This is a genomic window from Bradyrhizobium sp. BRP22, from assembly GCF_020194175.1.
Taxonomy (GTDB): domain Bacteria; phylum Pseudomonadota; class Alphaproteobacteria; order Rhizobiales; family Xanthobacteraceae; genus Bradyrhizobium.
This window is the reverse complement of record NZ_JADYVX010000006.1, coordinates 225,754-242,966: the sequence shown is the minus strand read 5'-3', so window position 1 is coordinate 242,966 and position 17,213 is coordinate 225,754. Positions and strand designations below refer to the sequence as shown.

Below are 17,213 nucleotides of genomic sequence, written 5' to 3'. Positions count from 1 at the left end.
AGAGATATTGACTTACATCCTGCGAAACAGGTCGGTGCCCGCTTCATCGTTCATGTGAGCCCGCGACGGCAGGCCCTAGGCAGCCAATCCGAAGTCCGAGAGCTTGACGCGATTGCGGCCGGAGGTTTTGGCTTCATAGAGAGCTTCATCCGCACGGATCAGCAGCGACTGAATCGTTTCCGATCCGGTGGCGCAGGCAATTCCGCCGCTCACGGTGGTGCGGATGGGGCCCAAGGCAGTAGGGACGGACATCGCCTCGATCTGCGCTCTGATGCGCTCGGCAACGGCTGCCGACGCCCTTGGGCTGGAGTTCAGCATGACGATGCAGAATTCTTCGCCGCCTATTCGCGCGGCCAGATCGTCTGAACGAATATTTGCAGTGATGATTTCGGCAAAGGCCCTCAACGTCCGGTCGCCGGAATCGTGTCCGAAGCGGTCGTTGATCGTCTTGAAGTAGTCCAGATCCATCGCCACCACGGCGGTGCCAACCGGGACATGGCCCGGGGGACCATCAAACAGCGCGCGCCGGTTCAGGAGTCCGGTCAAGGCGTCCGTCATGGCTTCCGACTTGTGCCGGTTCGCGATCCGCGCCTGATTGAGGGTGAGGGACAATGTGCCGATGCCGGTCAATCCGGCGATCACAACGATGGAATTGACGTCTTCGGCCCAATTGGACGGACGGGCCGTCAGGACGAACTGGCCCTGTTCAGCGAGGGCGTAGCCACAGGCGACGAACGATGCTGACGCGATCAGATAGAGCGTCGCATTGGCGGCCATCAGAAGCGGAGATTCGGCGCGCGCCGCCCAGTATTGGATCGCGGCCAGAAGCAGCAGCATGCCGATCGCGATATTGGCAAAGATCGTACCGGTGCCGGAATAGCCCATCGCGAACGCAGCGGAAGTGAACAAAATGCCGAGGCCGGCAACGGCAAGCACGGTGAACCAATTGAACCGGCTCGAGCAGAATTTGGCTGAGCCTGCGTAGAGCAGCCCGAAGCCGAAAATGAGCAGCACGAAGGACACCAGCAGTCGATTGGCGTCGTACCGTTCAACGACACTGCCGAAGAAGGCTACCCCGCCGACGATGAAGGCAAGGCCGATCGACCAGCTCAGCAAGTGGGTTTCGGATTTTCCGACGGCCCACATCATGCAGAGCGTCAGGCCAAGGGACGCGCCCGAGAAGCCGATTGCGACGAGAATCGAAAACTGGTCGAGAAGCATGACGTCCGGCCGTGACAGGATCGGCCGCCTTAATACGTCAGAGATCGTTACCTAAATGGTGGGAGCGCAAGCGGTTTGCAGTGCAAGGTAATCAAATGGTTATCGCTTTCGGCTGAAAACCATCCAATTGGCGCGGCGGATCTCGTGAGCCAAACGAGCGGGATGTTTGATCCTCCGAAACCAGGAATTGAGGTCGCTTGAGCATATAACGCTCAACCTCGCCCCGCGAGCGGGGCGAGGTTGCGAAAACGTCAGGAGCCCTCGAACTTGAACGAAACGTTGAGCTTGGCGCGATAGGCCTCCACCTGCCCCCTGGCGTCGAGTTGCATATCGAGTTTGACCACCTCTGCGACGCGAAGATCCCGGAGAGATTTTGAGGCTTGCCCGACCGCGTTAGCCGCGGCTTTTTCCCAGGATTCGCTGCTGGTACCGATCAGTTCGATGACCTTGTAGACGCTCTCAGGCATGTCGTCCTCCCGTTCGGAATGAAGCAGGAAGCAGGTGCTCCCTGCCGGCGCCGAAACTAGCATCACGACATTGGGGTTGAAAGGACGCGGCGGCGCCGCAGCCTGAAGTTGCCCCCTTCATCTGCTTGCAGCGCACTGAAGTGCAACGCACGAAAATCGGCGGCCTTCGTCTCGTTGTATGTTGATGTATATATCGACTGCGAACAGCGGGGCCGGAAGAGCTACGGAGTTCCGGTCCTGCAGGGCGCAGTGAATGATCGTCGACAGACGGTCGTCCCGCCGAGGCACCGCCTCATTCACCCAGGTCCATCAGGAACCTGATCGGTCCCAACAAGGGGATCCCGGTCCGTTCGCAATCACGGCTGTTCCGCTCAAGTAGCAGGTGAGCGACTTTCTCCAGTGCAGGAGCGCCGGCCGCCGCCGACTGCGGCGTTATCGGCCGGCGCTCATCTTGTCCGTGAAAAGCTTCAATGGCATTCTTTGTTTGAGCATGATCTTTTCGGAAAATCGGTTTCCACGTTTCCGGATCATGCTCTAAGGAACAGACGCAACCAACGGATTCTGCATGTCAAAACCGGGCGCCAAATCGCTTCCACATTTGAGCGTTCGCATCGATCTCGATAGCGACGAGAGGATCGGGCCCGGCAAGATCCAGCTGCTCGAGCATATCCGCGACTGTGGATCGATCTCGGCCGCCGGACGCGCGATGGAGATGTCCTACAAGCGGGCGTGGGACCTGGTCGACGAGATCAACCGCATCGGCCGGCATCCCGCGGTCGAGCGGCAGACCGGCGGCAAGAATGGCGGCGGCGCGATGCTGACGCCGTTCGGCCTCTCCCTGGTCGCGCGCTATCGCAAGATCGAACGCGACGCGGCGAGCGCTGTGCGCAAGGAACTGGCGGCATTGCAGACCGATATCTCGCGCAAGGCGTGAAGCGGCCCGTCAATTCGCGCGCAGCAACACACCCGACTGCGCCTCGGCCGCGATCGCCTCTCCCAACAAGCTCTGCTGCTCGCGGAGAACCGGAAAGCAGACGCTGAAGCCATCCACCGTTCGCAGCGTCACCATGCGCACGCTCGGATCGCTCGCTTGCTCGACCATCCAGGAATCCAGCGGATAGGCGTAGCGGAGGCTGCCGTCGCCGTAGCGGCGCTGCAACGCGGATCGCGACCGCGATCGATCGCGGCGCCGACGTGCTGATCATCAACCGCTTCGGCCGGCAGGAGTGCGAAGGCAAGGGCCTTTGCTATCCGGTCGAACGCGCGCTCAGCGCGGATATCCCGGTCGTGATCGCCGTGCCCAGCCACCGCTTTGCCCATTGGATCAAGTTCGCCGACGGCATGAGCGTCCGCCTCCGCTGCGACCGCGATGCGTTGGAAGCGTGGTGGAGCCGTGTCTCGGCGCGATATCCGAAGCCGATGGTCGCTGAACACAACACGGTTTGCGAAGTGTTGAAGTGATGTGAGCGCGGCAAGCGCTGGCATCACGGGGAGGGCGGTCGCGCGGCGATGTCCTCCCAGAATTCCAGGCACGCCGTCGCCATGCGGATCCCGAGGTACAGCGACGCCATCCGGCGATTGCGCCCCATCCTGCTCGAATAGGTCTTCTCGATTTCCGCGTAGGTGGCGAGCCGCTCGCGATAGAGTTTGGCCTGGCTCAGGGCCAGCCGCACCAGATCCTCCTCGCTCATGAACTCGCTGAAGAAAAGCTGCAACACCGCGATGTCGCGCATTTCAAAGACCGTGTCGGGCGGCGTCTTCAGCCATTTCTTCAGCGCCGCATCGCCCTTCTTCGTCAGCTTGTAGAGTTTGCGGCGTCGCCCGCCGCGCTCGGTCTGGCATGAGAGCAGCCCCGCGGCCTCTAATCGTTCCGGCTCGCCATAGAGCTGCGAATGCGGGAACGGCCAGAAATAGCTGACCGAGCGGCCGATCGCTTTCTTGAGATCATAGGGGGTCGAGGGGCCGCGAAGGCCGATCAGGCCCAGCACCAGGCAGGACACAGGGCCGAGCCTTATGTCGGATTGGGCGGAAACAGCAGCGTGATTTGACATGGTCCGATTCATACATACAAAATGGACTATAGCAGCCGTGAGAGCCGCGCGGGAGAAGCGTTATGCCTGAGATTCGCAGCATCCCATCCTCTCTGTCCTACCTGCCTGCTGATACGACCGAGCCGGTCTTCGACATTTCGATCGGCGACGCTCTGCGCAAGGCCGCCTCGACATGGCCGAACCGCCTTGCGCTGGTCGAAGGCGTTGCGGAGAAGGACGCGCGGCGCCGCTGGACGTTCACGGAATTGCTGGCCGAATCCGAGAAGGTTGCGCGCGCGCTGCTGCGGCGCTTCGCTCCGGGCGAACATGTCGCGATCTGGGCGGCCAATGTGCCGGAATGGGTGCTGGTCGAATTCGGCGCTGCGCTCGCGGGCGTGACACTCGTCACCGTCAATCCGGCCTATCTCGGTGACGAACTGGCGTTCGTCCTGAAGCAGTCACGCGCGAACGGCGTTATCGTGCAGGATGTTTATCGAAGCCGCGATCTCGTCGGCACGGTCGAAGCGGTGCGGGACACGCTGCCTGACCTCCGCCACGTCATCGCCTTGTCGGCGTGGCCGGAGTTCATCGGCGGTGGCGATCCGGCGGCGCCGTTGCCGGACGTGACCGCCGCCGACGTTGCACAGATCCAGTACACGTCGGGCACAACCGGCAGGCCGAAGGGCGCGCGCCTGACCCATCGCAATCTCGCCAACAATGGTCGCATCTATGCGCGCACTATCGGCGCTGGCGACAGCGACATCTGGATCAATCCGATGCCGATGTTTCACACCGCGGGATGCGGCCTCTGCACGCTCGGTGCGCTGCAGACCGGCGGCGCGCAGGTGTTGCCGCCGGGCTACGATCCCGAGCTGATGCTGCGCCTGTTCGAGGAAGAGCGCGGCACGATGACGATCTGCGTGCCGACGATGCTCATTCGCATGCTGGACTCTGCTGATATCGGCAAGCGCGACCTGTCGTCCTGGCGCCTGGTGACGCTCGGCGGCGCGCCGGTTCCGCCCGAACTGGTGCGGCGCGCGCTGGAGCGCGGCGTGAAAGTCGCGATCGGGTTCGGCCAGACCGAGGCCTCGCCCTATCTCACGCATACGCTGCCAGACGATCCGCATCCCAACTGGATCTCGACGGTGGGCCGACCGTTGCCGCAGACCGAAATCAAGATCGTCGATCCCAAAACCGGCGAGATCTTGCCCCGCGGCGAGATCGGCGAAATCTGCGCGCGCGGCTATTCGATCATGAAGGACTATTTCGACGATCCGGACGCGACGCGCGCGGCGATCGACGCGGAAGGATGGTTGCACACCGGCGATCTCGGAAGCCTCGACGAGCACGGCTATTGCCGCGTGCAGGGACGACATCGCGACCTGATCATCCGCGGCGGTGAGAACATCTATCCCCGCGAGATCGAGGACCTGCTCTATACCCATCCCGCGATCCTCGGCGCCTCGGTGGTCGGCATTCCCGACCGCGACTGGGGCGAGGTGCCCGTTGCTTTCATCCAACTCAAGCCGGGCCACGCCGCGTCCGGCGAGGACCTGATGGAATTCTGCCGGCAGCGGCTCGCATCATACAAGGTGCCGCGCGTCTGGCGGTTCGTCGAACAGTTTCCGCAGACCGCGTCCGGCAAGATACAGAAATTCGTGCTCCGCGATCTCCATCTCGCGGAGAATTCGACGTCGTCGTGAGGGGACGTCGTTGCGGGCCGCCGTTCGCGGCAGATCGCCTGCGGCGCTCACGCAAGATGCTGCACGAAGAGGGTGGGGACGTTGCACGTTCCGTCGCGGAGCGTGAACACCCGCGTTCCCGGCTTGGCGCCCGCCTTGACATCGGACACGTTGCGGCCGGCATGCGAGAGGCGCTCGCGCGCCGCATCGGCATCGTCGACCGACCAGGCGATGCCCCACAGACGGTCGGGCTTGCGCGCCTCGCCCTCGGTCGGGCGATTGACGATTTCGATCAGCATGTCGCCACAGGCAAATTGCATCAGCCGGCTTTTGTTCGTCGCGTCGGTGCGATCGAAGATCAGGTCGAGCCCGAGGCGGGCGCCATAGAGCGCCATCGCGCGCTCCGGCTCGTCGGTTGCGACCACCACCAGGTCCATCCTGCGAACCGTGCCTGACGCTGTTGCCGCCGACGGCTGTGCTTCAGATAGAAGCTTGCTGAAAGAGATCGGTACGCCGTGCGATTGTTCGGCCGGCAGGCTGCTCCCTTTCCAGGAGAGCGTCGTGCCGGTCGCGAGATCACTGCAGGTGATGTCGGTGACTTCGTCGGGCTCCAGCGAGATATGCCGCAAGCGCCGATGGCTCTTTTCGATGTCGTCGACCGCAAAGTCCAGGCCCGAGAGGCCTTCGCCGTTCTCGGCAAGCGCGGCGCGGACGCGCGCGCCGAATGTGGCTTCGCCATTGGGCGCCGTGACCCGAAGTGTGGCATTGTCCAAGATGAAGAATGCGCTTTCGATGCCGTCGTTTCTGGCGCGAAAGGCCGGCTCTCTTGCGAGCACCTCGCGATAAGTGGCAATGCCGGTGTCGAGATCGTGAACCAGGACATTGGTGTGGTCGAGGGTCGTGATCATGAATACGCTCCGGGAGAGACCGGCTCCGTTACAAACGCTCGCGCGCAGCATATTGGATCATCCCGAGAATTGACAGTTCATTTTTGGAACTGTATGAGGGACTTGCCAGGGCATGGCTACAGATCGCCTGGACGTGCCAGGCCGAGAATAACGGATGCCCGCGAGGAGAGGCCGGTGGGAAATCCCCTGAAGGTTGAATTCCATTTCGATTTCGGCAGCCCGAACGCCTATCTGGCGGAACTCGTCATTCCATCGATCGAACAACGCACCGGCGTCAAGTTCGACTATGTGCCGGTCCTGCTCGGCGGAATCTTCAAGGCGACCGGCAACATGTCGCCGGCCGACTCGCTGCGCGGCATCAAGAACAAGCCGGAATACATGGCGCTGGAAACCGAGCGCTTCATCCGCCGCCACAACATCACGACCTATCGCCCGAATCCGTTCTTCCCGGTCATCACCCTGATGCTGATGCGCGGCGCGGTTGCCGCGCAATTCGAAGGCGTGTTCGAGCCGTATTTCCGTGCGGCGTTCCACCACATGTGGGAAGAGCCGAAGAAGATGGATGACGTCGAGGTGTTCCGCGCCGCGTTCAAATCTTCCGGCCTCGATGCCGACAGGCTGATTGCGCGGGCGCAGCAGGACGACGTGAAGAAGCGGCTGATCGACCTGACGGCGGACGCGGTCAACCGCGGCGCTTTCGGTTCGCCAACCTTCTTCGTCGGCAAGGAGATGTTCTTCGGCAAGGATCAGCTTCGCGACGTCGAGGAATCCATCATCGAGCAGACAAGGCAGTTGGCGAAGAGCGCGTAAGCGGCGAACCGCGGCGGCGGAAGATCGCCGAACAAACAAGGAGAACGTGATGCCGGGCCCACTCAATGGCGTGCGCGTGCTGGATCTGACCGGCGTGGTGTCGGGACCGTTCGCGACCATGTTCCTCGCCGACCAGGGCGCCGATGTTCTCAAGATCGAGCCGGTCGGCGGCGACATCACCCGCCGCAGCCGCGCCACCATCGACAAGGCCGGCGAGTTCTCGGCGCTGTTCATTTCCTCCAACCGCGGCAAGCGGTCGCTTTCGATCGACGTCAAGAGCGAGGCCGGCCGCGAGGTGCTGGCCAAGCTCGTCGCGCAGGCCGATGTGCTGGTGCAGAATTTCCGGCCCGGCACCATGGAGCGCCTCGGCCTTGGTGCGGATGAGCTGCGCCAGCGTCATCCGCGCTTGATCTATGTCTCCATCAGCGGCGTCGGCGAGACCGGGCCCTATGTAAAGAAGCGGGTATACGATCCGATCATTCAGGGCTTGTCGGGTTTCGCCGACATCCAGTCGCAGCCTGTCACAAACCGTCCGCAGATGATCCGCACCATCGTGTGCGACAAGACCACGGCGGTGATGACCGCGCAGGCGGTGGCGGCCGCGCTCTACGCGCGCGAGAAGACCGGGCAGGGCGATCACATCCGGGTCGCGATGCTCGATGCGATGATCTCGTATCTGTGGCCGGAAGGCATGATGCAGTACACGGTGGTCGGCGCCGAGGCCGCGGCCGCCGATCCGAACGATCGGCCCGATCTCGTGTTCAAGACCAGCGACGGCTATATCACCGCCGGCACGATCTCGGATTCGGAATGGCAGGGCTTTTGCCGTGCTACCGGCGATCCCGAGCTCGCCAAGGATCCGCGCTTTGCGACACCTTCCGCGCGCTCGGTGAACGCGACGGCGCGGATCAATAAGATGGCCGAATATATCGCCCAGCACACCACGGCCGAATGGCTGGAGCGGCTCGATGCCGCTGATGTTCCCTGCGCCCCGATCCTGCGTCGCGGCGAGATCATCCACAACGAGCAGGTGGTGGCGCGCGATATCATCACCGAATTCGAGCAGCCCAAGGTCGGACGCGTGCGGCAGCCCAAGCCGGCGGCGCGCTTCGAGGTCAATGAGGCAGTGATCGGCGGACCGGCGCCCCGCGTCGGCGAGCATTCGCGCGAGGTATTGCGCGAGCTCGGCTATGACGATGCCGCAATCGATCGGATGGTCAGCGAGAAGGCCGTGCGGGTCGCGGTGTAGCAGCGGCGCAATCAACGTCGAAGCAACTAGTGCGGGCGGTCTCTTTCCCTCTCCCGTAAAGGACGGGGAGAGGGAAAGCTGCCGCTTCGCGTGTAGCTACTCACGTCTTCGGCGGCGGCGTGATCGGAGCCAGCGGCTTGTTTGCGACCTGGCCGCGCTTGTAGGCCTCGCGCTGATGCATGCGCTCGAGATAGGGATGGGCGTGGTCGCAGATGCCGACGCCGTAGGCGATCGCCCAATCGAGGCAGGTGGTGAGCAGGATGTCGGCGCTGGTGAATTGATCGCCCATCAGGTATCGGCGTCCATCGGCGAGTGCGGCCTCGACGTGGCGCGACTGCTGGCGGAAATATTCCGCCGCCTGCGCCACGACGTCGGGTGCGACCCCATAGATGTGGCCAAGCGCGTCGGCCTTGTGCCGCCGCATGACATAGAGGCTCGTCGAATCGAGCTCGGCAACGATGAAGAAGCACCATTCAAGCCAGGCGGCGTAATCGCGCTGGCTCTCCGGGATCAACGCGCGATCCGGCGTCGAATAGGTTCGCGACAGATAGGCGACGATCGCCGCACTCTCGCCGATACAGAAATCGCCGTCCTGCAACAGCGGAATCTTCTGCCGTGGATTGAGCGCGGTGTATTGCTTGGTCTTGGTCTCGCCGGTGCGGGGACCGATCGGCCGCGTCTGGTAGGAGAGGCCAAGCTCGTGCATGGCCCAGTGCGGCCTTATCGTCCGGCTCGTTCCCACGCCCCAGAGGGTCAGCTCCGGCGCGGCCATCTCACCATTTCTCCACTGAAGGCCGCAGATCGAGCTCGTGCGTCCAGCCGTCCCGCGTCTGCTGATGCGCGAACCAATAGGCTTCCGCGATCGACGACGTCTTGGTGAGACTGTCCTGTGGAATCGCGCTTGCCTCGATGCCGCGGGCTTTCATGCGCTCATGGATCGCAGGGCTGTCGACGCCGGCATCGATGATGAGGTGAACGACGTGGACATTCTTCGGGCCGAGCTCGCGCGCCATCGCCTGTGCCACCGCGCGCAGTGCGAACTTCGCCGATGAGAAGGCCGCAAAGCCGGTGCCGCCACGGATGCTCGCGGTCGCGCCGGTAAAGAAGATGGTGCCGCGGCCGCGCGGCACCATGTAGCGTGCCGCCTCGCGGCCGACCAGGAATCCGGCGTAGCAGGCCAGTTCCCAGGCCTTGAAGAACAGCTTTTCAGTGGTCTCGAGCAGTGGCTTGTTGACGTTCGAGCCGGCGTTGAAGAGGCAGACCTCGATCGGGCCGATCTCCTTCTCGACGCGGGCGAACAGATCCTGGACTTCCGCCTCCTGCCTGGCGTCAACGCTGAGCGCGTGGACCTCATGGCCTTCCGCCTTCAACTCATCGACCAGGCCCTGCGATTTGGCGGCATCACGGCGGCAGATGCAGACGGTGTAGCCGCCCTTTGCGAAACGCTGCGCGACGGCAGCTCCGATCGCATCGCCAGCACCGACCAATATTGCGACCCCGCGGCGTTCTGTCATGCTGTCCTCCAATATAGTTCTTATTTGGTACCTAATTGATAGAGAGCGAAGAGGATGGTGTAAATGGAATAGTTCGAGGCTGCACCAATATTTGAGCCAGTAGCGCGCATCTCCTCTCGCCCGAGACGCTCGCTCGCGAAGAATTGCAATTGACGAGTTCTAAAAAAGAACGTTAGATGCGCTCCCATGAAGTCGCCTCACGAGCGGCTCGATATCTGTCGGGGAGGTTCCGAGGTGGCGAATTTGTCAGCGACTAGTTCGTCAGCAACTAGTTCGTCAGCAACTCTTGGCATCGGCGAGACGGCAAGTCCGGCGCCGCGCGCCACAGAACCAAAATCCGTCCACCTCGGCGAAATCCGGTAGGAGCGCTGTCCGATGGAGCTGGTGCTTTCTCCTGAAGAAGCCGCGTTTCGCGATGAGGTCCGCGCCTTCATCGCGGAAAACTATCCGGCGGAGATGCGCGTCCCCAATCCGGAGACTGACCTCACCAAGGAGCAGATGCTGCTCTGGCATCGCATCCTCTACAGGAAGGGCTGGATCGCGCCGCTCTGGCCGAAGGAATATGGCGGCCCCGGCTGGTCGATCACCAAGCGCTTCATCTTCGAGCAGGAGACCACGCGCGCCGGCACGCTGCCGCCGCTCGCGTTCAGCGTCACCATGGTCGGACCGGTGATCTACACCTTCGGCAACGAGGCGCAGAAGACGAAATTCCTGCCGCGCATCCTGTCCGGCGAGGACTGGTGGTGCCAGGGCTATTCGGAGCCGGGTTCAGGCTCCGATCTCGCCTCCGTCCGCACCAAGGCAGTACGTGATGGCGACCATTACATCGTCAACGGCCACAAGACCTGGACCACGCTCGCGCAGCACGCCGACTGGATCTTCTGCCTGGTGCGCACCGACACAAGCGCGAAACCGCAATCCGGCATCTCGTTTCTTCTGATCGACATGAAGTCGCCCGGCGTCACCGTGCGCCCGATCATCACGATCGACGGCAGCCATGAGGTGAACGACGTTTTCCTCGAAAACGTCCGCGTGCCCGTCGCCAATCTAATCGGCGAAGAGAACAAGGGCTGGACCTACGCCAAATTCCTGCTCGGCAATGAGCGCACCAGCATGGCCGGCATCGGGCGCTCGACGCGTTATCTTGAGCGGCTCAAGAAGATCGTCAAGGCGGAAATTCCGGAAGACGATCCCGCCCATCTCGAGTTCGTCAGGGATATCGCCCGGATTGAGCTTGACGTGCTGGCACTGGAGGCGACCGAGCTTCGCATCGTCGCGCAGATGGCGCGCGGCATCGATCCCGGCCCGGCGGCGTCGCTGTTCAAGATCAGGGGCACTGAGATCTTCCAGGACATCACCGAGCTGACGCATCGCGCGATCGGCAATTACGGGCTCGCGATCCGCGAGCAGCCGGTGAGCGCCAATCATTTCATGCCGGGGCCGGACTACGGGCACACCGTTTCGGAGAAATATCTCAACTCGCGCAAGCTCTCCATCTACGGAGGATCGAACGAGATCCAGCGCAACATCATCGCCAAAGCGGTGCTCGGACTCTAGGGAGGCATCGGAATGGACATCCAGTTCACGGAAGAGCAGGAGCTGTTGCGGTCCAGTGTGCAGCGCCTGTTGCGGGATCAGTATGATTTCGATACGCGGCGCAAGATCGTGGCGAGCGAGGAGGGCTGGAGCCGGAAACACTGGTCGTTTTTCGCGGAGCTCGGCCTGCTCGCCGCGCCATTCTCAGAGGAGATCGGCGGGCTTGGCGGCGGACCGCTGGCCACGATGATCATGATGCAGGAGTTCGGCAGGCATCTCCTGGTCGAGCCATTCTTCGAGACAGTCGTTCTTGCTGGCGGGCTGATCGAAGACTTCGGCTCGGCGGATCAGCAGGTCGCCTATCTGCCGGACATCATCTCCGGAGAAAAGGTCTGGGCGCTGGCTTGGTCCGAGGGCCGTTCACGTTACGATCTGGGCCATGTTTCCACGACCGCACGTCGTGAGGGCGGCAGCTATGTGCTCAGCGGCACCAAGGCTGCGGTCGTGGCCGCGCCCTGGGCCGACAGTCTGATCGTCTCGGCGCGCACGTCGGGAGAGCGGGGCGATCGCAACGGCGTCAGCCTGTTCGTTGTCGATCGCCACTCACCGAACCTTCATCTGCAGGGCTTCAGGACCATCGATGGCCGGCGTGCCGCCGAGGTGGCGCTGATGAATGTTTCGGTTCCGGCGAGCCAGATGCTGGGACGGGAAGGCGAGGGCGTCGCCGCGCTGGAAGCCTGCCGGGATCGCGCCATCGGCGCGCTATGCGCCGAGACCGTCGGCGCGATGGGAGAACTGAATGCGGCAACGCTTGAATACAGCAAGACGCGTAAGCAGTTCGGCGTGACGCTCGGCTCGTTCCAGGTGCTGCAGCACCGGATGGTCGACATGTTCATCGCGCATCAGGAGGCGCTCTCCCTGATGCAGCATCTCAACCTCAGCCTTGCATCGAAGGACGCCGCCCGGTCGCGGCTTGCGTCCGGCGCCAAGTCGAAGATCGGCTATGCCGCAAAGTTCGTCGCCGACCAGGCGGTGCAGCTTCACGGCGGCATGGGCATGACCGACGAGCTCAATGTCGGCCATTACTTCAAGCGGATTTCATCCATCAACATCCAGTTCGGCGACCCCGCCTTTCATGTCCTGCGCTACGCGCAGCTCGACGCGGCCGCCTGAAGAGAAGAGGCAAGCACATGACGGAAGCAGTGATCGTATCGACGGCGCGGACCGGCGTCGGCAAGGCCTATCGCGGCGCGCTCAACAACACGGAAGGACCGACCATGGCCGGCCATGTGATGGCCGAGGCGGTCAGGCGCGCGGGCATCGAGCCGGGCGAAGTGGAGGATGTGGTGATGGGCTGCGCGATGCAGCAGGGCACCATGGTGATGAACGTCGCGCGCAAGGGCGCGATCCGCGCCGGGCTTCCGGTCACGGTCGCCGGCACCACGATCGACCGGCAATGCGCCTCCGGCCTGCAGGCGATCGCGGTCGCGGCGCGCTCGGTGATGCTCGATGGCGTCGAGATCGCGGTCGGCGGCGGTATCGAATCGATCAGCCTGGTGCAGAACGAACACATGAACAAGTTCCACGCCGTCGACGACGAACTGATGGCGATGAAGCCGGACATGTACATGTCGATGCTGGAGACGGCCGAGGTCGTTGCCGAGCGCTACAGGATAGGGCGCGAGCAGCAGGATGAATACTCGCTCGAATGCCAGCGCCGTGTCGGCGCCGCGTTGCAGGGCGGCCGCTTCAATGACGAGATCGTGCCGATCACCACCAGGATGGCGGTTGTCGACAAGGATACGAAGGAGGTCACCTACAAGCAGGTGACGCTGTCGAAGGACGAGGGTCCACGGCCGGACACCACGGCGGAAGGTCTCGCGAAAATCAAGCCGGTGTTCGAGGGGAAGACGATCAGCGCCGGCAATGCCAGCCAGCTTTCGGACGGTGCGTCTGCATGCGTGATCATGAGCGACAAGGTCGCCGCGCAGAAGGGAGTGAAGCCGCTCGGCATCTTCCGCGGCTTCGTTGCCGCGGGCGTCGAACCGGACGAGATGGGCGTCGGCCCGGTCGCCGCGATCCCGCGGCTCCTTAAGCGGCATAACCTGAAGATCGACGATATCGATCTCTGGGAGCTCAACGAAGCCTATGCGGTGCAGGTGATCTATTGCCGCGACAAGCTCGGCATCGACCCTGAGAAACTCAACGTCAATGGCGGCTCGATCGCGATCGGCCATCCCTACGGCATGACCGGCGCGCGGCTCACCGGCCATATCCTGATAGAGGGGCGGCGACGCAAGGCGAAATACGGCGTGGTGACCATGTGCATCGGTGGCGGCATGGGCGCTGCGGGACTGTTTGAAATCATCCACTGATTGGGAAAGCGGGAGAAACTTCGTGAAGACAGCGATCACTGAACTGTTCGGCATCCAGCATCCGATCATCCAGGGCGGCATGCATTATGTCGGCTTTGCCGAACTCGCCGCCGCGGTGTCGAATGCCGGCGGTCTCGGCATCATCACCGGGTTGACGCAGAAGACGCCGGAACTACTGGCCAAGGAAATCGCGCGTTGCCGCGACATGACGGACAAGCCGTTCGGCGTCAATCTCACCTTCCTTCCGAGCTTCACCGCGCCGCCCTATCCGGAATATATCGCCGCGATCCGTGAGGGCGGGGTCAGGATCGTCGAGACCGCGGGCCGCAGCCCCGAGCAGTACATGCCGGCGCTGAAGGCTGCCGGGATCAAGGTGATCCACAAATGCACGTCCGTCCGGCATTCGCTGAAGGCCGAGAAGATCGGCTGCGATGCGGTCAGTGTCGACGGCTTCGAGTGTGGCGGTCATCCCGGCGAGGACGACATCCCGAACATGATCCTGCTGCCGCGCGCAGCCGATGAATTGAAGATCCCGTTCGTCGCCTCGGGCGGCATGGCGGATGGACGCAGCCTTGTCGCGTCGCTCGCGATGGGTGCTGATGGCATCAACATGGGCACGCGTTTCGTCGCGACGAAGGAGGCGCCGGTCCATGACAATGTGAAGCGGGCGCTGGTGGAAGCCACCGAGCTCGACACCCGCCTGGTGATGCGCGCGCTGCGCAACACCGAGCGCGTGTTGAAGAACAAGGGCGTGGATCAGCTTCTCGAGATCGAGCGCGAGAAGGGCGCGAGCCTCAAGATCCAGGACATCCACGAGCAGGTTGCGGGCGTCTATCCCAAGGTGATGGTCGACGGCGAGATGGATGCCGGCGCGTGGAGCTGCGGCATGGTGGTCGGACTCATCAATGACATCCCGACCGTGAAGGAACTGATCGACCGCGTCATGACGGAAGCCGAGCAGATTATTCGGCAACGGCTTACCGGCTTCCTCGACGGCACCGGGGCGAAGGCGCCGACGCGCGCAGTCGCCTGAGAGGTCTTCGAGATTCCGATATGTTGGGTGGTTCACCTTGACAGGCGAACCACGCCGCGGGCGTCTGCCTGCATTTCTTTAAAATGATTGGCCCGTGCGTGACGGGCTTTGGAGGGAGGGTAGCATGAAGATGAAATTGAGTGTGGCTGCAGCATGGCTTGTGGCATCGCTGCTGGCGCTGCCGGTGAAGGCCGCCGAAGAGCCTGGTGTCAGCGCGACCGAGATCAAGATCGGCGGGATCTTTCCGTTCAGCGGTCCCGCATCCTCGATCGGTCTCGTAGGTCGCGGCGTGCTCGGCTATGTCCAGATGATCAACGATCGCGGCGGCATCAACGGGCGCAAGATCAACTATATCGCGATGGACGATGCCTATAGCCCGCCGAAGGCGGTCGAGCATGCCCGCAAGCTCGTGGAGAGCGACGAGGTCGCCTTCATCTTCAGCCAGCTCGGAACACCCGGAAACTCGGCGACGGCGAAATACTTGAAGGCGAAGGGGGTTCCTTCAATTGCGATCGTCAGCGGCTCGAGCAAGTTCACCGATGTTGCCGAGTTTCCGCTGACGACGACCGGGCTCGTCAGCTATCAGACAGAAGGCCGGATCTACGCCAAATTCCTGGAGCAGACGCTGCCGGGCAAGAAATACGCGATCCTGTTCCAGAACGATGACCTTGGCAAAGACTACGTCGCTGCGTTCAAGTCGATCCTGAAGGGAGATTTCGACAAGCGCGTCGTCACTGCGGCCTATGAGGTGACGGAGCCGACGATCGATTCCCAGGTGGTCAATCTCAGGAGCTCCGGCGCGGAAGGCTTCTTCATCGCGGGCACGCCGAAATTCGCGGCGCAGGCGATCCGTAAAGCCACTGAAATCGGCTGGAAGGCAACTGTTATCCTCAATTTCCCGTCGAGCTCGATCGGAGGCACGTTGAAGCCGGCCGGACTGGAGAACTCGAAGGGCGTCATCGTCGGCACCATCAACAAGGACCCGACGGATGCAAGGTGGGACAATGACGAGGGCATGAAGGCCTATCGCGTGTTCTTCGAGAAATACTTGCCCGGCGCCGACATCCAGAACACCAGCTATCTCACCGGCTACATGCAGGGCATGATCCTGGAGCAGATCCTGAAGCAATGCGGCGATGACCTGTCGCGCAAGAACGTCATCAAGCAGGCGAAATCGCTGAAGGATTTCGTCGTGCCGACGGCATCTCCTGGCATCAAGGCCAATACGTCCGAGAGCAACAATATGGTCTGGACGCAACTGCAGATGCAGCGCTGGAGCGGCACCAATTGGGAGCCCTTCGGCGCGATCCTCGATGCGAATTCGGAGTGAGGTGAGGGATTGCAGGTGGGCAAAGCGAAGCGTGCCCATCATTCATGATCGGCAAGGGAAGGTGGGCAAGAGAAGGTGGGCACGCTTCGCTTTGCCCACCTTCGGCTCCGCGAGGAGTCTCGCCTTCTACCGCCCGTGAAACACCGGCTTGCGCTTCTCGACGAATGCGCGGACGGCTTCATTGTGGTCGGTGGTGCGCGCCGCGCGGACCATGTGCTCGGCTTCCAGGTCCATCGAGGCCAGAAGGTCTGAGGCGAGGGCGTGGTCGAGATTGTCCTTCATATAGCCGAGCGCGATCGGCGGCCCATCGGCGAGCTGCCTTGCCAGCTCCAGCGCCGCCGATCGCAGCTGATCGTCCGGGACGACGCGGTTGACCAAGCCGAACGCCTCGCAGCGCCTGGCGTCGAGGCGTTCCGACAGGAACATCAATTCGCGCGCGCGGGACGTTCCCGCCAGGCGCGTCAGCAGCCAGGCAACACCGTAGTCGCCGGATAGGCCGATGCGGGCATAGCCGGTAGCCATGATCGCGGACTCGGCGGCGATCCGGATGTCGCAGGCGAGTGCGATGGCAAGACCTGCGCCCGCAGCCGGACCAGGGAGGGCGGCGACGGTGGGTTTGCGGACAGCCGCCAGCACGCCCGTGAGCGTGCGCTGCCTTTCCTGGAGAATGGCGACACGCTCCTCGAGCGTCCGTTCGGGCCGTGCAATGCCGCTTCCCATGCCCTTGACGTCGCCGCCGGCGCAAAACGCATTGCCGGCGCCCGTGATCAGGAGCGCGCCAATGTTCGGATCGTCGCCCAGGCTCTTGATCATGCGCCGCAAGGCCGGGGTGAGATTGTCCGAAAGCGCGTTGCGCGCTTCGGGCCGGTTCAGCGTGAGGATGGCGACGCGGCCGTCGACATGGCACAGCAGTTCGCCGGTGCCGGTTTCAACCTCGGTCAGTTCCTCCGACATGGCAGCATCCTCTCGATTGTATTTCACTCATCATATTACGTCACGGACGGTGCTGCAATTGGAGTGATCGGGCTTCACGGATCGATTTTTGCTGGGGCGACGTT

18 protein-coding genes and 1 pseudogene are annotated in these 17,213 nt (G+C 62.8%); 11 read left to right on the top strand and 8 right to left on the bottom strand.

The genetic code is table 11. The features are described 5' to 3' along the window. Positions 1-75: 75 nt before the first annotated feature. Complete coding sequence (locus I6F35_RS11110; protein WP_225117701.1) at positions 76-885, bottom strand: GGDEF domain-containing protein; 810 nt, start codon at positions 883-885, stop codon at positions 76-78. Positions 886-1,003: 118 nt separating this feature from the next. Between I6F35_RS11110 and I6F35_RS11105 the strand changes: the two genes are divergently transcribed. After that, positions 1,004-1,276, top strand: coding sequence for a hypothetical protein (locus tag I6F35_RS11105; RefSeq protein WP_225117700.1), 273 nt, complete (start codon positions 1,004-1,006; stop codon positions 1,274-1,276). Between the two features lie 196 nt (positions 1,277-1,472). Here I6F35_RS11105 and I6F35_RS11100 read toward each other — a convergent pair whose 3' ends face one another. Next, positions 1,473-1,688, bottom strand: a complete 216-nt coding sequence (locus I6F35_RS11100; RefSeq protein WP_225117699.1) for a dodecin family protein — start codon at positions 1,686-1,688, stop codon at positions 1,473-1,475. 565 nt (positions 1,689-2,253) lie between these two features. On the opposite strand from I6F35_RS11100, the gene I6F35_RS11095 reads away from it, so the two are divergent. Continuing rightward, positions 2,254-2,622, top strand: coding sequence for a winged helix-turn-helix domain-containing protein (locus I6F35_RS11095; RefSeq protein ID WP_225117698.1), 369 nt, complete (start codon positions 2,254-2,256; stop codon positions 2,620-2,622). Positions 2,623-2,631: 9 nt separating this feature from the next. On the opposite strand, the gene I6F35_RS11090 is transcribed toward I6F35_RS11095, so the two are convergent. Further along, on the bottom strand, positions 2,632-2,847 hold the full coding sequence (locus tag I6F35_RS11090) for a hypothetical protein (protein ID WP_225117697.1): 216 nt from the start codon (positions 2,845-2,847) through the stop codon (positions 2,632-2,634). Positions 2,848-2,849: 2 nt separating this feature from the next. Here I6F35_RS11090 and I6F35_RS11085 point away from each other — a divergent pair. After that, positions 2,850-3,149 (top strand): annotated as a pseudogene (locus tag I6F35_RS11085) (DUF2478 domain-containing protein); the annotation flags it as partial. Positions 3,150-3,172: 23 nt separating this feature from the next. On the opposite strand, the gene I6F35_RS11080 reads toward I6F35_RS11085, so the two are convergent. Next, entirely contained in the window at positions 3,173-3,739 is a 567-nt protein-coding gene (locus tag I6F35_RS11080; protein WP_225117696.1) for a PadR family transcriptional regulator, read from the bottom strand. Positions 3,740-3,801: 62 nt separating this feature from the next. Between I6F35_RS11080 and I6F35_RS11075 the strand changes: the two genes are divergently transcribed. After that, positions 3,802-5,421: an AMP-binding protein gene (locus I6F35_RS11075; RefSeq protein ID WP_225117695.1), complete on the top strand. Its 1,620-nt coding sequence runs from the start codon at positions 3,802-3,804 to the stop codon at positions 5,419-5,421. Positions 5,422-5,468: 47 nt separating this feature from the next. On the opposite strand, the gene I6F35_RS11070 is transcribed toward I6F35_RS11075, so the two are convergent. Beyond that, a complete protein-coding gene (locus I6F35_RS11070) occupies positions 5,469-6,308 on the bottom strand; it encodes a VOC family protein (RefSeq protein ID WP_225117694.1) in 840 nt (279 codons plus the stop codon). A gap of 174 nt (positions 6,309-6,482) precedes the next feature. Between I6F35_RS11070 and I6F35_RS11065 the strand changes: the two genes are divergently transcribed. Together I6F35_RS11065 and I6F35_RS11060 are read left to right on the top strand one after the other, a co-directional pair. Then, on the top strand, positions 6,483-7,118 hold the full coding sequence (locus I6F35_RS11065; RefSeq protein WP_225117693.1) for a 2-hydroxychromene-2-carboxylate isomerase: 636 nt from the start codon (positions 6,483-6,485) through the stop codon (positions 7,116-7,118). A gap of 49 nt (positions 7,119-7,167) precedes the next feature. Further along, positions 7,168-8,367 carry a CoA transferase gene (locus I6F35_RS11060; protein WP_225117692.1) on the top strand — a complete coding sequence of 400 codons (1,200 nt, stop codon included), beginning with the start codon at positions 7,168-7,170 and terminating at the stop codon, positions 8,365-8,367. 100 nt (positions 8,368-8,467) lie between these two features. On the opposite strand, the gene I6F35_RS11055 is transcribed toward I6F35_RS11060, so the two are convergent. Next, entirely contained in the window at positions 8,468-9,139 is a 672-nt protein-coding gene (locus tag I6F35_RS11055) for a glutathione S-transferase family protein (protein WP_225117691.1), read from the bottom strand. A gap of 1 nt (position 9,140) precedes the next feature. Next, the gene (locus I6F35_RS11050) at positions 9,141-9,881 is read right to left on the bottom strand and encodes an SDR family NAD(P)-dependent oxidoreductase (protein WP_225117690.1); all 741 of its coding nucleotides are present in this window, start codon (positions 9,879-9,881) and stop codon (positions 9,141-9,143) included. Between the two features lie 375 nt (positions 9,882-10,256). Between I6F35_RS11050 and I6F35_RS11045 the strand changes: the two genes are divergently transcribed. From I6F35_RS11045 to I6F35_RS11025, 5 genes are all read left to right on the top strand, one after another. Further along, a complete protein-coding gene (locus I6F35_RS11045) occupies positions 10,257-11,438 on the top strand; it encodes an acyl-CoA dehydrogenase family protein (RefSeq protein WP_225117689.1) in 1,182 nt (393 codons plus the stop codon). A gap of 12 nt (positions 11,439-11,450) precedes the next feature. After that, the gene (locus I6F35_RS11040; protein ID WP_225117688.1) at positions 11,451-12,590 is read left to right on the top strand and encodes an acyl-CoA dehydrogenase family protein; all 1,140 of its coding nucleotides are present in this window, start codon (positions 11,451-11,453) and stop codon (positions 12,588-12,590) included. A 17-nt stretch (positions 12,591-12,607) separates the two neighbouring features. Next, the gene (locus I6F35_RS11035) at positions 12,608-13,792 is read left to right on the top strand and encodes an acetyl-CoA C-acyltransferase (RefSeq protein WP_225117687.1); all 1,185 of its coding nucleotides are present in this window, start codon (positions 12,608-12,610) and stop codon (positions 13,790-13,792) included. A 22-nt stretch (positions 13,793-13,814) separates the two neighbouring features. After that, positions 13,815-14,825 carry a nitronate monooxygenase family protein gene (locus I6F35_RS11030; protein ID WP_225117686.1) on the top strand — a complete coding sequence of 337 codons (1,011 nt, stop codon included), beginning with the start codon at positions 13,815-13,817 and terminating at the stop codon, positions 14,823-14,825. Positions 14,826-14,955: 130 nt separating this feature from the next. Continuing rightward, a complete protein-coding gene (locus I6F35_RS11025) occupies positions 14,956-16,155 on the top strand; it encodes an ABC transporter substrate-binding protein (protein ID WP_225117781.1) in 1,200 nt (399 codons plus the stop codon). 126 nt (positions 16,156-16,281) lie between these two features. Here the strand turns inward: I6F35_RS11025 and I6F35_RS11020 are convergent, their stop codons facing one another. Further along, entirely contained in the window at positions 16,282-17,109 is an 828-nt protein-coding gene (locus I6F35_RS11020; RefSeq protein WP_225117685.1) for an enoyl-CoA hydratase-related protein, read from the bottom strand. Positions 17,110-17,213: the final 104 nt, after the last annotated feature.

What these genes read in the sequence shown, in the direction of transcription:
- I6F35_RS11045 (WP_225117689.1), top strand. Translation starts at nt 10,257, where the DNA reads ATGGAGCTGGTGCTTTCTCCTGAAGAAGCCGCGTTTCGCGATGAGGTC.
- I6F35_RS11095 (WP_225117698.1), top strand. Translation starts at nt 2,254, where the DNA reads ATGTCAAAACCGGGCGCCAAATCGCTTCCACATTTGAGCGTTCGCATC.
- I6F35_RS11035 (WP_225117687.1), top strand. Translation starts at nt 12,608, where the DNA reads ATGACGGAAGCAGTGATCGTATCGACGGCGCGGACCGGCGTCGGCAAG.
- I6F35_RS11060 (WP_225117692.1), top strand. Translation starts at nt 7,168, where the DNA reads ATGCCGGGCCCACTCAATGGCGTGCGCGTGCTGGATCTGACCGGCGTG.
- I6F35_RS11040 (WP_225117688.1), top strand. Translation starts at nt 11,451, where the DNA reads ATGGACATCCAGTTCACGGAAGAGCAGGAGCTGTTGCGGTCCAGTGTG.
- I6F35_RS11075 (WP_225117695.1), top strand. Translation starts at nt 3,802, where the DNA reads ATGCCTGAGATTCGCAGCATCCCATCCTCTCTGTCCTACCTGCCTGCT.
- I6F35_RS11055 (WP_225117691.1), bottom strand. Translation starts at nt 9,139, where the DNA reads ATGGCCGCGCCGGAGCTGACCCTCTGGGGCGTGGGAACGAGCCGGACG.
- I6F35_RS11105 (WP_225117700.1), top strand. Translation starts at nt 1,004, where the DNA reads ATGAGCAGCACGAAGGACACCAGCAGTCGATTGGCGTCGTACCGTTCA.
- I6F35_RS11110 (WP_225117701.1), bottom strand. Translation starts at nt 885, where the DNA reads ATGGGCTATTCCGGCACCGGTACGATCTTTGCCAATATCGCGATCGGC.
- I6F35_RS11080 (WP_225117696.1), bottom strand. Translation starts at nt 3,739, where the DNA reads ATGTCAAATCACGCTGCTGTTTCCGCCCAATCCGACATAAGGCTCGGC.
- I6F35_RS11020 (WP_225117685.1), bottom strand. Translation starts at nt 17,109, where the DNA reads ATGTCGGAGGAACTGACCGAGGTTGAAACCGGCACCGGCGAACTGCTG.
- I6F35_RS11025 (WP_225117781.1), top strand. Translation starts at nt 14,956, where the DNA reads ATGAAATTGAGTGTGGCTGCAGCATGGCTTGTGGCATCGCTGCTGGCG.
- I6F35_RS11050 (WP_225117690.1), bottom strand. Translation starts at nt 9,881, where the DNA reads ATGACAGAACGCCGCGGGGTCGCAATATTGGTCGGTGCTGGCGATGCG.
- I6F35_RS11100 (WP_225117699.1), bottom strand. Translation starts at nt 1,688, where the DNA reads ATGCCTGAGAGCGTCTACAAGGTCATCGAACTGATCGGTACCAGCAGC.
- I6F35_RS11070 (WP_225117694.1), bottom strand. Translation starts at nt 6,308, where the DNA reads ATGATCACGACCCTCGACCACACCAATGTCCTGGTTCACGATCTCGAC.